The 14,061-nt window shown below is 41.4% G+C and carries 14 protein-coding genes; 5 read left to right on the plus strand and 9 right to left on the minus strand.

Annotated features, from left to right (window positions below):
• Positions 1 to 394: 394 nt before the first annotated feature.
• Positions 395 to 796 (plus strand): hypothetical protein, encoded by a 402-nt coding sequence (locus tag BHV72_RS03850; protein ID WP_286854808.1) that lies wholly within the window; start codon positions 395 to 397, stop codon positions 794 to 796.
• Positions 797 to 1,071: 275 nt separating this feature from the next.
• On the opposite strand, the gene BHV72_RS03855 is transcribed toward BHV72_RS03850, so the two are convergent.
• From BHV72_RS03855 to dut, 7 genes are all read right to left on the minus strand, one after another.
• A complete protein-coding gene (locus BHV72_RS03855) occupies positions 1,072 to 1,872 on the minus strand; it encodes a hypothetical protein (protein WP_022041595.1) in 801 nt (266 codons plus the stop codon).
• 175 nt (positions 1,873 to 2,047) lie between these two features.
• Positions 2,048 to 2,623, minus strand: a complete 576-nt coding sequence (locus BHV72_RS03860; RefSeq protein WP_022041596.1) for a DNA-3-methyladenine glycosylase I — start codon at positions 2,621 to 2,623, stop codon at positions 2,048 to 2,050.
• Positions 2,624 to 2,747: 124 nt separating this feature from the next.
• A complete protein-coding gene (locus BHV72_RS03865) occupies positions 2,748 to 3,878 on the minus strand; it encodes an aldose epimerase family protein (protein WP_005679297.1) in 1,131 nt (376 codons plus the stop codon).
• 255 nt (positions 3,879 to 4,133) lie between these two features.
• Entirely contained in the window at positions 4,134 to 5,441 is a 1,308-nt protein-coding gene (locus BHV72_RS03870; protein WP_122134432.1) for a murein hydrolase activator EnvC family protein, read from the minus strand.
• The gene (gene lolB1, locus BHV72_RS03875) at positions 5,438 to 6,004 is read right to left on the minus strand and encodes a lipoprotein insertase outer membrane protein LolB1 (RefSeq protein WP_005679295.1); all 567 of its coding nucleotides are present in this window, start codon (positions 6,002 to 6,004) and stop codon (positions 5,438 to 5,440) included. Before lolB1 ends, BHV72_RS03870 begins: the two co-directional genes overlap by 4 nt.
• Entirely contained in the window at positions 6,001 to 7,845 is a 1,845-nt protein-coding gene (locus BHV72_RS03880) for a tetratricopeptide repeat protein (protein ID WP_055170093.1), read from the minus strand. Before BHV72_RS03880 ends, lolB1 begins: the two co-directional genes overlap by 4 nt.
• On the minus strand, positions 7,842 to 8,276 hold the full coding sequence (dut, locus tag BHV72_RS03885; RefSeq protein ID WP_005679292.1) for a dUTP diphosphatase: 435 nt from the start codon (positions 8,274 to 8,276) through the stop codon (positions 7,842 to 7,844). Before dut ends, BHV72_RS03880 begins: the two co-directional genes overlap by 4 nt.
• Positions 8,277 to 8,401: 125 nt before the next feature.
• On the opposite strand from dut, the gene BHV72_RS03890 reads away from it, so the two are divergent.
• Positions 8,402 to 9,748, plus strand: coding sequence for a deoxyguanosinetriphosphate triphosphohydrolase (locus BHV72_RS03890; RefSeq protein ID WP_032838457.1), 1,347 nt, complete (start codon positions 8,402 to 8,404; stop codon positions 9,746 to 9,748).
• Here the strand turns inward: BHV72_RS03890 and glsB are convergent.
• Together glsB and glsA are read right to left on the minus strand one after the other, a co-directional pair.
• A complete protein-coding gene (glsB, locus tag BHV72_RS03895; protein ID WP_022041598.1) occupies positions 9,720 to 10,733 on the minus strand; it encodes a glycine N(alpha)-acyltransferase GlsB in 1,014 nt (337 codons plus the stop codon). The genes BHV72_RS03890 and glsB overlap by 29 nt on opposite strands.
• Positions 10,734 to 10,759: 26 nt before the next feature.
• Positions 10,760 to 11,578, minus strand: coding sequence for a lyso-glycine lipid O-acyltransferase GlsA (gene glsA / locus BHV72_RS03900; RefSeq protein WP_286854818.1), 819 nt, complete (start codon positions 11,576 to 11,578; stop codon positions 10,760 to 10,762).
• A 260-nt stretch (positions 11,579 to 11,838) separates the two neighbouring features.
• Between glsA and BHV72_RS03905 the strand changes: the two genes are divergently transcribed.
• The 3 genes from BHV72_RS03905 to rsmH all read left to right on the plus strand — a co-directional run bounded on the left by BHV72_RS03905 (position 11,839) and on the right by rsmH (position 14,053).
• Positions 11,839 to 12,330 carry an RNA polymerase sigma factor gene (locus BHV72_RS03905; RefSeq protein ID WP_286854820.1) on the plus strand — a complete coding sequence of 164 codons (492 nt, stop codon included), beginning with the start codon at positions 11,839 to 11,841 and terminating at the stop codon, positions 12,328 to 12,330.
• 351 nt (positions 12,331 to 12,681) lie between these two features.
• Complete coding sequence (gene mraZ, locus BHV72_RS03910) at positions 12,682 to 13,152, plus strand: division/cell wall cluster transcriptional repressor MraZ (protein ID WP_286854822.1); 471 nt, start codon at positions 12,682 to 12,684, stop codon at positions 13,150 to 13,152.
• The gene (rsmH, locus tag BHV72_RS03915) at positions 13,139 to 14,053 is read left to right on the plus strand and encodes a 16S rRNA (cytosine(1402)-N(4))-methyltransferase RsmH (protein ID WP_005682296.1); all 915 of its coding nucleotides are present in this window, start codon (positions 13,139 to 13,141) and stop codon (positions 14,051 to 14,053) included. Before mraZ ends, rsmH begins: the two co-directional genes overlap by 14 nt.
• The last annotated feature ends 8 nt before the right edge of the window (positions 14,054 to 14,061 follow it).

Here is a 14,061-nt window from a genome sequence, read left to right on the forward strand (position 1 = left end):
ATCACAGAAAAGATTAGATAACCCTATATTGTAACATTACAAATATGCATTAAATCAAGACCTAACTAGATAAACTATTTTTTATGCAAATATTATCTTTAAAACAAAACTATTTTTCGTTACTTTGTACCCACAACAAACTAAATCGAACGGATATGATTAACCCAAAGAAAAAAATTAGCCTCCATGTAACAGCCATTGTCTGTGTTGTACTTGCAACAACTTTTTTCAATAGTTGTAATTCGAATGATTATAATGATGAGCAAATGTATGATACAAAACTCCCATAGCAACTTCTGATGAATTTTGGGAATTTGAAAGGAACAGTGAACTTCTATCAGATAAGTTTCAAGCTTACACTTCAACCTTGAGCGCAGAAGAGTATAACAAACTCATGGAAAATTTAAACGATGATGATTATATGGAAGAGTTTATCGGAAAAGCAAATTTAGAAAAAGAACTCCAACAGATGAATGAAGCCAAGGAAAACTTACTTTTGCACACTGGGTTCTCCAAACTAAGCGAGGATGAACGTATGTTACTATTCATGCAGTATGCTGAAAGTCGTGAATTTACAGGAAAAACACTTATAAAGACACGAACAGAAGGTAATGCTAATAGTTGCGAAACAAATAAACAGATAGCGTATGCACAAGCAAAAGCAGATTATGATAATGCTATCATAAAATGTAGACAAGAGTCTTCTACAAATTATTGTTATACACAAGCATTAGCTAAGTATGAAAGGAGTAAAAGAACATCTGACAGAGTATACGAAGAATGTATAAAAAAATAATTATATATATAGTCTTGAATAATGTAATGTGGCTTACCAGCATTGCAATGTGTTATTTAGATTGCTTTATTGACAACTTAAACTACACATTTCAAGATTTCCTAATTATCTTCTTTGAACTTCTCGCACGTATAACACTTGTAATAGGAGCAATCAGTATATTTCCACAAGAACCATACTCTAATAAAAGAATGTGGTTCTATTACATCATCATGGGTGGGAGTTTGACTATTATTGACACATTTATACGATTGGCAGGTACTTTACAAAAGTTATTATTTTAATTCCTTTTGAAGAAAAATGTCCAAATCCTTGTCGTCAAGCCCTAAACGCTTTCGAGCACGAGACCTCATCGTACGATAAGTCCCATCAGTAATACAAAATATGGATAATATTTCCTCTTTCTTCTTATACATCCGAATCAACACACATAATACAATATCTCGCGGTGGAAGTTGGAAATCCTGCTTCTTAAGCCAATTAAAAAACTCAGGATCAACAATTTGGCATCCTTCCACCAGCAAAAGATAGTCTTTGGCCGAGAATTGAGCAATAGATTGATTCTCTACGAGCTTACGCAAGAAAGAAATTCCTTTCTGTTCTGGTGGAGGAGAATCTAGCAATTGCTGTATTTTTTGAGCTTGAAGAATAGCCTGCCGACGTTCGTCCGCCAATTTATGATACAGTGTAATAGAGACTTTTATTGTAGCGGCTACCATTATACCAATAACGGCTAACACAGGAATAGTATACTCAGATAATACCGGTGCTATTTCCATATGGATTTCTCTCGGCATAATCATATAAATTTCATCTGCTGTAATCAAAATAAAAGCTGCAATGAACTGCCAATCTATCACCTCAGAAATGCCAAAGGTTTCTCCCTTCTCATGAAATGTCCACAGTAATGCCCCCACAAAGAGAGTCAACCACATCAATAGATGCATAGAAGATGAGAATGCATCAACATACATTCCAGGAAAAAATGCCTGAAATATATAAGCTGCCAACAGAATCAAACAACAAAGCAAACCTCCTGACAGTAACTGTTTAAAAGAATAAGTCGAAAATTTCATTACTTACTTTATCTTGTGCTCTTGAATTACAAATATAGCGAAAAGAATATTCACATAGTCAATCATCATCAATATTCTTTTTCACAAGATAAAAAAGATGTATTATCAAACGAGATAATTGCACCTTCATCGCTTTTAAAGCATGTTACACATTAGGTTATCCCCTCGCTTTTTTTTATCGAACAGCTTTACAGAAACAATCTTCCAAATGATCATTCACAAAACCGGCAGCCTGCAAAAAAGCATAACAAATAGTTGATCCAAAAAACTTGAAGCCTCGCTTTCTCATGTCTTTGCTCATAGCGTCCGATTCGGGAGATGTAGCCGGAACCTGACTTAAAGTTTTAAAATTATTGACGATAGCCCGTTGTTTGGGGAAGAATGATAAGGTGTATTTGTAGAAACTACCGTACTCTTTCTGAATAGCTATAAATAGTTTTGCATTATTGATTGTACTATTGATCTTCAACCGATTTTTGACGATTCCATCATATTGCATTAACCGTTCGATATCTTCCTGTGTCATTTGTGCTACTTTCTCCACATCAAAATGATGAAAGGCTTCCCGGTATCCTTCACGCTTTCGAAGGATAGTAATCCAGGATAGTCCTGCCTGAGCACTTTCGAGTACCAAGAACTCAAATAGAGTTCTGTCATCAGTAACGGGTTGGCCCCATTCTTCGTCATGGTATTTTAGGTATAATTCATCTGTTCCGGCCCAGCCGCAACGTGCATTTATCAGATCTTCCATACTCTTTTATATTATTATTAAGCAGTCAATATCTAAAACATCAGATATTGACTGCTCACATTTAACGGGATTATTTCTGTTATTACAAATACCCCTATAACGAAACGCTCGGAACTAATCTGTATTACTTGTCCACCGAGAATTTAAAAATGCACTGGCTCATGTATTTCTCGCCCGGACGCAGAACAGCCGAAGGCCATTCAGGCTTGTTCGGAGTATCCGGATATTTCTGTGTTTCAAGACATACGGAAGCACGTTGATTATAGGTAATACCTTTCTTTCCGGTCAGCGAACCATCAAGGAAGTTTCCGGCATATACCTGAACTCCCGGTTCATTGGTATATACATCCAATACAATACCTGTTTTCTGAGATTTCAATGAAGCAGCCCTACGGTTAATATCGCCTTTGGCATTCAATACCCAGTTGTGATCATAACCATTACCGTTCTTCAGTTGCACAAAGTCGAAATCGTTGATACGTTCTCCCACCGGCATTGGTGTACGGAAATCCATTGGAGTATCTTCTACCGGAACTATTTCACCGGTAGTCATAAAGGTGCTGTCCACCGGAGTATAATAATCTGCATCAATAGTCAGCAGATGCTCTGCGTTGCTGCCCGCATCGCCATCCAGATTAAAATAAGAGTGGTTGGTCATATTGACAATAGTCGGTTTATCCGTCTCCGCTTCATACTGAATATCGATTGCATTGTCGTCAGTCAGTTTCATCAGCACTTTACAAGTAATGTTTCCCGGAAAACCTTCTTCACCATCTTTTGCCACATAAGTCAGTTGCAATTCCTGCGGATTCAATTGTACGGCGTCATACACCCGATACTGGAACCCTTGCGGACCTCCGTGCAGGCAATGGCCGTAGTTATTACGGGGAAGCTGATATTCTACACCGTCCAACGTAAACTTACCCTGATTGATACGGTTAGCATAACGTCCGATGCTTGCACCGAAGTCGGAAGGTTTGCTGATATAATCCTGAATGGAATCGAAACCAAGAACTACATCACGCATCTGTCCGTCCTTATCGGGAACCATGACAGAAACAATGCGTCCGCCAAAGTTCGTGATGCAAACTTCCATATTGTTCTTGTTGCGCAGAATGTAGAGATCGGTTTTCTTTCCGTCCACTTCCGTACGGAAATTACTCTGTAATAGACCGGAATCCGTAGCTTTCTCGGCTTTCGGTGTACAAGCTGCCATTAAAAGGGCGGCAACTGCCCATACACATAACTTTTTCATGGTGTTTTATTAATTAATTACTATTAAACAGACTTACCAAAAGAAATCTAAAATTCATTCTACAAAGATGAGAAAAAACTAATTGTTTTTTTAAAACAAATTGTTCAATAAAGGATAAAAATTAATCATTAATTCAACTTTTAGGATAATACATTAGAAAAAAGATGCCAAATACGCCCTTCATTTGCAATAACTTACCTAGAAAAGATTTAGTTTTGACATATTTCTTGTATACGTATGCCTTACATTGTTTGACTATCGGTTCAGCCAAGGTTCCGGATTCAGTTTCTCTTTCTCCCGGCGTAACTGGAAGTGCAATACCGTTCTTCCATTATCAGTGCCGTCAGAGAAAACTTGTCCGATAGATTGCTTGGTCTTCACCATGTCGCCGGACTTTACAGAAGCCGATGATAAGTTACAGTAAACGGAAATATAGTTGCCATGGCGGATTAGTACATTAAATAATCCATTCAACTGGAATACTGCTGCGACTTTTCCGTCAAAGATAGCACGTGCCTGTGCTCCCGGCTTTCCTTGGATATCAATACCTTTATTATCCAGTTTCACATTACGAAGACCTTCCACAGCATATTGTCCATAATGGCTGGTGATAATATAAGCACCGGATATAGGCATAGGAAGTTTTCCCCGATTGGCTGCAAAATTGCCGGACAATTCCCGGTCGGCTTTACTCATTGTATAAGCTTCCAGAGGCTTCGAGTTCGTTTTAACGGTTGTTCCGGTTCCGGCAGTTTGACTTTCTTTACCCTCCGCTTTCTTACGGGCGGCAGCCTCGCGTCGGGCTTCTTCCTCGGCACGCTTGCGGGCACGTTCTATTTCTTCTGCAATCAACTTGTCAATGCGGGCATTCAATTGGTTAGCTTCTCTCCGTTTCTTATTGATCTCACCTTGCAACCCTCTCTGTTTCTTTTGCAGATTGGCCACAAGCGTACGTTTTTCCTTCTCCTGCGCTTCCAGTTTGGTCTTCTCGCCTTCACGCTCTTTCAACAGACTCTCTTTAGCGGCTTTCACCTGTTCCCGTTCCACCTTTTTCTTCCGTATCTGTTCCTGTTTCTTCAGGATTTCCTCACCTTGCAACCGTTGATAAGTAGCATATTCACGAACATAGCGCATACGGCGGTAAGTCTGCCCGAGATTCTTGGCAGAGAAAATAAACATCAGTTTTTCTTCAATCGACTTGTTCTTATACAAGTATTGGACAGAAGCCTCATACTTTTTCTTCTTATCCTTCAAATCCTTTTGCAAACCGTTCAACTGACGTTGCAAGGAAGTCAGTTCACGTTCTATCGCTTCCACGTCATTATTGATAGCAATGATATAACGTTTCCGCTCCTCGATCTGGCCGGTCAATACCGCCAGACTATTCAACTGACTACCCACATCTTTCTTTGTATCCTTCAAGATTGATTCCGTCTCGGAGATCTGCTTTTGCAGCGCACCACGTTTGCTTTCCAACTCACGAATCAGCTTGTTCGACTGAGCGAAAAGAGGAATTGCCAACCATAGACAACCAATCAGAATTACAAAGAAATGTTTCATCATAAGAAAGCTACCAGCATTTTTACTAATTCTTCCAAGGGAACTTGCCGATATTTAGAAGTAAGTTCCGTAGGAGTCATTGAAAATTCTTTTGTCGAGAACTCATAAAGTTGGACTTTAGCCTTTTCCAACGAGGGAATGCCTATATCTTTTCCTGACAATTCCGTCTTCCCACCGGGCAAAGAGGCATCCAACAATATCTTCTCCAGACGGGAAAATTCTGCATTCTTCGGCAGCATGCCCTTCAATTCATCTTTGGTGGCACGGACAAAACGTTTGTTCATCCGGTCTACCAATAGCACACCGTCAGGAGTAACTTCCACACGCGCTACTTCCGTACGCAAGATAGGCATTAATAAGGATATTTGTACCCGCTCATGGGTTTTCATCTTCATAGTTCCCCCAACAGACATACTTCCCCCCTTTTTACCGGGAATAGTCAATTGAAGTTTGGAAGTCAGATAGCTGGACACCTGAACATTCTTCTCCGAAGTCGCCAAATGCTTCGAGCTCTTACACCCGGCCAGCACAACTACAACCAACAATAGAAAAACTATTCTTTTCATTCTGCAATATATTTCTTCTTTTCTATTTTCTCTTTCAGTGTTTTCGATTCACTACCCATTTCCAATGCTTTCTTCCAGTATTTCAGTGCACCTTCCACATCACCGGTCATAAAATAGATATCACCGCAGTGTTCCACAACCACATCACTCTTTTCTTCGTCACTCTTCATTGCATTATCAATGTAGATGCGAGCTTCTGCATAGTTACCCTTCTCAAAAAGAATCCAAGCGTATGTGTCGAGATAAGTGGCATTGTTAGGTTCGGCCTTCACCGTCTTGTAACTCATTTCTTCCGCCTTATCCAGATCGCGGCGTTCCACGGACAAATAATAAGCATAATTATTCAATGTACCAATATTGGACGGATTATACACTAAAGCCGAATCATAGGCTGCGTATGCTTCCTTCATTTGTTTCTTGGTATGATAGATATCCCCCATAATTGAGTAGAAATTCGAGACTATTTCTTTCCGCGTGTCAGTCGTCACACGTTCCAGCGCCTTGGTACAAACGCTCAACACACTGTCCGGCTGTTCTGCCTGATGATAGGCAATGGCTAGATAATAATAGAAATCCAATGCATCCGGAGTAGCCTCAATACCCGGTTCGCAGACTTTTATAATCTGTTTATAGTCTTCCTTCTTTATCGCCGCACTTATCAGCATAAGACGGGCAGCTTTATTAGTCGGATCCAAATCAACAACCTGTTCCAGTACCGGTACCGCCTCCGCTTCCATACTTTTCGACAACAGATATTGTGCATAAAGCATCGGAATCTGCGGATCATCCAAATCTTGTTCCATCATCCGGTCAAACAAGGCGATCACTTCCGTACTATCTTTTACCGATGATTGTTCATTCTCCACAATCACCTGACGCATGACACTGATTTTTGTATCCGGAGTAACTTTCTTATTCAGCAATAACGTATCGAGTTGTTGCTGGTATAGTTCCTTCTGACCCGTCTGTTCATAATAAGATGCCATTGAAAAGAGAGCCATTGGATTATCCGGTTCTACTGACAATACCTTCTGATAAGCCTCATATGCTTCCTCTTTTTTTCCGTTCTGAAGATATACATCCCCCAGTATCACTTGATAACGCATATCTGCCGGATATTCATTGACAAGACTCTCTATTTCCTGAAAAGCCTTCTTGTCATCCTTCATCTGAAGATAAATACGGAATTTCTCCATCGACAACTGTTCATTCTTACCTAAGCGTTTTTCCAGCCGGTTCAGTGTAGAAATTACATCACTGTACTTCTCCTGTCGTCCATAGATGTCGAGAAGATTGAACAGAGGATCTTGCTTGGTCGGGAAACGGGTTACCATTTCTTCAAGCAACGTAACAGCTTTATCCAACTCATTCTGTTGTTGATACAGACTCACCAGCCCTTGACTATACCAGTAATTATCAGGTGCATAAGTCACAGCCTTTTCCAAGGCTGCCTGCCCTTGCGGCACTTGACGGAGAAACATATAATACTGGGATATTTCGTAAAGCGCAGAAGAAGCATTCGGGTGAATGTCCAGACAATGTTCCAACAACCCGAAAGCCGCGTCATACTCTTTCTTTTCTTTCATCCGCATGGCTTCCAGAAAAAAATAGTCATACTTACGCTGTTGCTCCTCTGTTAATTGAGAAGCCAAAACTTCTTCCTTCTGAACTTTTTTCTTTTTATCCTTCTTTTTCTTAACCTTCTTTGTAACTGCATTCGCGCCAAGAGCATACCCCGACACCATAACCGCACCTCCTGCTACACTCCCCACCACTTGCACAGCCATGCAGGAAGTAAGCAGCAAAGTACTTAACAACGAGAATAATAGTATCCTTTTCATTTTTTTCCTGTGTGACCGAAGCCGCCGGCTCCCCGTTCCGTTTCATCCAATACTTCCACTTCCTGCCATACGGCCTGTTCATGTTTTGCTATCACCATTTGTGCAATACGTTCACCGTCTTCAATCACAAAAGTTTCCGATGACAGATTAACTAAAATAATACAAATCTCTCCCCGATAATCTGCATCAATGGTTCCCGGAGAATTGAGAACGGTAATCCCTTTCTTGATAGCCAAACCACTACGCGGACGAATTTGTGCTTCAAATCCCTGTGGGAGAGCAATATATAGTCCGGTAGGCACCAGGCAGCGTTGTAGCGGTTCCAATGTGATAGGTTCGGAAAGATTAGCACGGATATCCATTCCTGCAGACAATTCAGTGGCATAAGCCGGAAGCGAGTGCTTCGATTTATTGATAACTTGAATATTCATAAATACACGTTTACTATATTAACGGGCGAAAATACACATTTTGAACTGAAAAATAGTTAAGTTTGCAGTTAAATAATGTACCGGCAACTAATTTGTGAATGGTAAATAACGAAATAATGATTAAAATGATGAATTGGAACCAATTAATATCTGCAAAACGCTTCGGAATGGAAGAGTTCCATGAAGAACGCCAGGAAAACCGTTCGGAATTTCAACGGGACTATGACCGCCTCATTTTCTCCGCCCCTTTCCGCCGACTGCAAAACAAAACCCAAGTATTCCCTTTACCGGGCAGTATCTTCGTACACAACCGGCTCACACACAGCCTTGAAGTATCCTGTGTCGGACGTTCGTTAGGAAATGACGTCGCAAAAGCGATTCTTGAGCGCCAGCCCGAACTGCAGGAGTCTTTCCTACCGGAAATAGGTTCTATCGTTTCCGCCGCCTGCCTGGCGCACGACTTGGGCAACCCGCCTTTCGGACATTCCGGCGAACGGGCCATATCTACTTTTTTTTCTGAAGGTAAAGGACAATTCTTAAAGGACAAGCAACCGGATGGAGAACAACTTTCTTCGATGGAATGGGAAGATTTGACACATTTTGAAGGAAATGCGAACGCATTCCGACTGCTCACACACCAATTTGAAGGACGCCGGAAAGGAGGATTTGCCATGACTTACACGACATTAGCTTCCATTGTGAAATACCCTTTTTCATCCAGTCTTGCAGGTACGAAATCAAAATTCGGCTTCTTTGTCAGCGAAGAAGAGAGTTTTCACAGAATTGCTACGGAACTGGGGCTTACTTTGCTCAACGAACACCCGCTGAAATATGCACGCCACCCACTGGTATACCTGGTAGAAGCTGCCGATGATATCTGTTATCAGATGATGGACATTGAAGACGCCCATAAATTGAAAATTCTCACAACCGAGGAAACTAAAGAACTGCTAATGGCATACTTCAACGAAGAACGGCAGGCACATATCCAAAAAACATTCCATATCGTAAATGACACCAATGAACAAATCGCTTATCTGCGTTCTTCTGTGATCGGATTATTAATCCGGGAATGTACACGTGTATTTTTGGAACACGAGCAAGAAATACTTTCCGGCACATTTGAAGAAGCACTTATCAAACATATCTCCGAACGTCCGGCAAAGGCTTACAAGCATTGTGCCGAAGTTTCGATCAAGAAGATTTACCGCTCACGAGATGTACTGGACATCGAGTTAGCCGGCTTCCGGGTTATCAGTACCCTACTTGAGTTAATGGTAGATGCGGTGACCTCACCCGGAAAGGCTTACTCCGAACTTCTAATTAACCGGGTCTCCAGCCAGTACAATATAAAAGCACCTGCACTCTATGAAAGAATACAGGCGGTACTTGATTATATATCAGGAATGACCGATGTCTTTGCTCTTGACCTCTACCGCAAGATTAACGGTAACAGTCTGCCTGCGGTGTAACGACTTTAGGAGTAAACGCCTCATCCTCCTCACAAGGCATTTTCAACGCATCCGGATGACTTTCAATAAACGTCTGGATGTGGCGCATGCGCTTGTCCTCCAATATTTCATCTACAGCAATCAGGATTCCGGTTTCTTCTACATCCCCAAACTCATAGTTGATAGCTGTGCCAAACATACGCATAGTGGGACTCAAGCTCATATAAGCATTTACCAACGGTGGAATATTATATCCTAATTTGCGAATCTCACAATTCAGGATCTTATAATCTTCTTTAAACGTATTCTTGCAGAACAACGCTTTCAGTTCTTCTTCGGAAGTTTCCGATTTTAACGGGTCCATTGGAGTCACCAGATGTTCTTTATCACAGAAATGCTTCTTGAGGAAATAAAGAATCATATCGCGACCGCGACGGTGATAACTGGGATACATGGTCACTTTACCAAAGAAGTATTTCACATTCGGCATGACAACAGTCAACGCCCCCAATCCGTCCCAAAGATTATCCAAAGCAAACAGACCTTTGCTTCCGGCACGGGTAGACTGGTATTCAAGCGTCACAAACGAGCGTCCCAATTCGATTGTTTGAGGCAGATATTCTTTAATAAAAGTATCCGAAAAATGGAACATGTGGGAAGTAGCCAGAATCGGCGCCCCTTTTTCATCAAAGCGCACATCTGTCCCGAGCAGATACCGATATCCCCCCAGAATTTCTTCCGCTTCCGGGTTCCATACAATTAACTGCTTGTAAGGATGCTCCATTGTGTCGTATTCATCAATATCCATTGACAAACCTGTCCCTCCACCGGCAGCACGGAAAGCTATCTCACGCAAACGACCGATTTCCCTCATCACATTAGGAGCGTTCAGGTGAGTAATAATATAAATCTGATTATTACTCTTATTCGTCATTCGTAAGCGTTTGTCCTCCGTCAACTCTGCCTTCAGCAGTTCCTTGCTTATCGGTTTAATAATATCTTCCATATTCCTTGTTATAGTTGTTCTATCAGTTACAGTTTATATACAATATCCTTTACGTATTCAGCCCACTGTGCAGGTGTTTTCGACTTATCGAAAGTCTGCCAGGGAATAGGTTTACCAAAGGTGACAGTAAAAGTTTTATGGCGGTTTTTAAACATTTCATCCGCAAGATACAACATAGCGATGTTAAACTTAATCCCCAATGCCTTACAAATATTGGCCAGATTGTAGAAGAAATCAGAATTCCTGCCACCAAAGTGCACAGGTATCACATCACGTTTTGTTTGTACGCTCTTTACCACAAATGTTTTTTTCCATTCCAGATCACGAATCACTCCGTTATAACGACGCGAGCACAGCCCGGCGGGAAACATGATCAGTTGATTATCGGACTGGAATCCGGCTTCCACCATTTTCGGGAAGTCCTTCGCCTGCTTCCCTGTTTTATTAATCGGAATACAAAGCGGAGCAAGTCCGCGCAAGTTCATCAGCAGGTCATTTACCAGATATTTCACTTTTCCGTCATAGTGACGCCCCAGCACATAGCCCAGCGCAACTCCGTCTTGTCCGCCCAGCGGATGATTGGAAACGAAAGTACACAGCCCGTCTTTGGGAAGATTCTCAATGCCTTTCACATCTACTTTTGCGTCCAGAAAGTCCATACACGCTTCTAGAAAGTCCACTCCCACCTTGTCTTTCGATTCATCCAGGAATATGTTTATCTCATCCTGATGAACGATTCTTTTTAAATAAGAAGTCACAAACTTAGGGATGTACTTATAGTGCTTCGAAGCCTTCGTCCGAAGTATCTTATCGACATCAATCAAAAATAAAGAGTCATCAGTCATTCTTTTCAAATAAAAATGATGCCACAAAATTAGCGGTTCTTTTTTATTAATCGCAATAATTTGGTAGAAAATGCAGGAATTAAGTTCACATCGCAAAAAAACAACACCTAAAAACTATCAAATATGACCTAAAATCTATCCGCAGATAGTTTTTCCCCTAAAGAAAGTTGAATCCCCCCCTACCGGACTTCGGGAAATGTTGTAAACTTGCATCATCGAAATTATTACAACGAATACTCACAATTTAAAAAGCAACGTATATGAAAAGTTTAAGCTTCAGAAAAGATTTAGTAGGAGTACAAGATGAACTACTCCGGTTCGCTTATAAACTGACAACCGACCGCGAAGAAGCAAACGATTTGTTGCAGGAAACATCATTGAAAGCATTAGATAACGAAGACAAATATAATTTCAAGGGCTGGATGTACACCATCATGCGTAACATCTTTATCAACAACTACCGCAAAGTAGTTCGTGACCAAACATTTGTAGACCAGACCGATAACCTCTATCATTTGAACCTGCCGCAAGACGGTAGTTTTGAAAGTACGGAAAGAGCTTATGACCTGAAAGAGATGCACCGTGTAGTCAATGCTCTTCCTAAAGAATACAGAGTTCCGTTTGCCATGCACGTTTCCGGTTTCAAATACCGCGAAATTGCAGAGAAACTGAACCTACCGTTAGGCACCGTTAAAAGCCGTATCTTCTTCACCCGACAGAAATTGCAGGAAGAATTGAAAGATTTCCGCTAAACCTTAACTATATAACTTTCAAACTTCAAATTAAATAATTTATTAAATGTAGATTTTTAGTTGTGTCAATGGTTAAAGGCAGAAGTGATTAAAGCACTTCTGCCTTTTTTTTCTTTACTGCTATGAAAAAAAAGATTTGCCGCCTGACAATTCCTTTTTCCCTATACAGACAAAATCTGCTGTTTGACAAAGCATATTTCCCCACTGATAAAGACTTATCAAAGCTACATCATTTTCAAGCAAATAGACATTTAACAATCTGTTGAAAACTTCTCTGAAAGTTTTTTATGGAAAATTGTGGGGAATTGTGGGGAATTTCATACTTTTACGGTCGCTTATTATAATAAGGTAATGATACGTTTTTTAGGGAATATTGAAGCCAAGGCGGACGCCAAAGGAAGGGTATTTATCCCCGCCACCTTCAGGAAGCAGTTGCAAATTGCTTCTGAAGAGAAGCTTATTATGCGTAAAGACGTATTTCAGGACTGTCTGATTCTGTACCCCGAGAGCGTGTGGAACGAGGAATTAAACGAGCTTCGGAGCAGGCTCAATAAATGGAACAGCAAACATCAACTCATTTTCAGGCAGTTTGTGAGCGACGTTGAGGTGGTGACTCCCGACAACAACGGGCGCATACTAATCCCCAAACGGTATTTACAGATATGCAATATCCACGGGGATATACGCTTTATCGGTATCGACAACAAGATAGAGATCTGGGCGAAGGAACGGGCCGAACAACCGTTTATGTCGCCTGAGGAGTTCGGTGCAGCATTAGAAGAAATTATGAACGACGAAAATAGACAAGATGGAGAAAGATGAATTGACATACCACGTGCCTGTATTGCTAAAAGAGAGCGTTGACGGGATGAATATTCGTCCGGACGGAACGTATGTAGACGTTACGTTTGGAGGAGCAGGTCATTCGCGCGAGATTCTTTCGCGACTCGGAGAAGGCGGACGGTTGCTGGGATTTGATCAGGACGAAGATGCCGAACGGAACATTGTCAACGATACTCATTTCACCTTTGTACGCAGTAATTTCCGTTACTTGCACAATTTTCTGCGTTATCACAACATTGAACAGGTAGACGCAATTCTTGCCGACCTCGGCGTCTCCTCTCACCACTTCGATGACAGCGAACGTGGTTTCTCCTTCCGTTTCGACGGAGACTTGGACATGCGCATGAATAAACGGGCGGGACTCACAGCGGCTGATATACTTAATACATATGAGGAAGAACGCCTGGCGGATATTTTTTATCTGTATGGCGAACTGAAAAATAGCCGCAAGCTGGCATCAGTAATCGTAAAGGCCAGAAACGGACAGCAGATTCGGACGATCGGTGAATTTCTGGAAATTATCAAACCGCTCTTCGGCCGTGAACGCGAAAAGAAAGAGCTTGCTAAAGTATTTCAGGCATTGCGGATTGAAGTAAATCAGGAAATGGAAGCGTTGAAAGAAATGTTGCTAGCCGCAACCGAAGCATTGAAACCGGGCGGAAGGCTGGTAGTAATCACCTATCATTCACTGGAAGACCGTATGGTAAAGAATATCATGAAGACGGGTAATGTGGAAGGTAAAGCGGAAAGTGATTTCTTCGGAAACCTGCAAACGCCGTTCCGTCTTGTCAACAACAAAGTTATTGTACCCGACCAGGCGGAGATCGAAAGAAATCCACGGTCGAGAAGTGCCAAATTACGAATTGCAGAGAAAAAATAATAAAAGGA

This window comes from Bacteroides sp. 43_46, assembly GCF_001915455.1.
Lineage (GTDB): Bacteria > Bacteroidota > Bacteroidia > Bacteroidales > Bacteroidaceae > Bacteroides > Bacteroides caccae.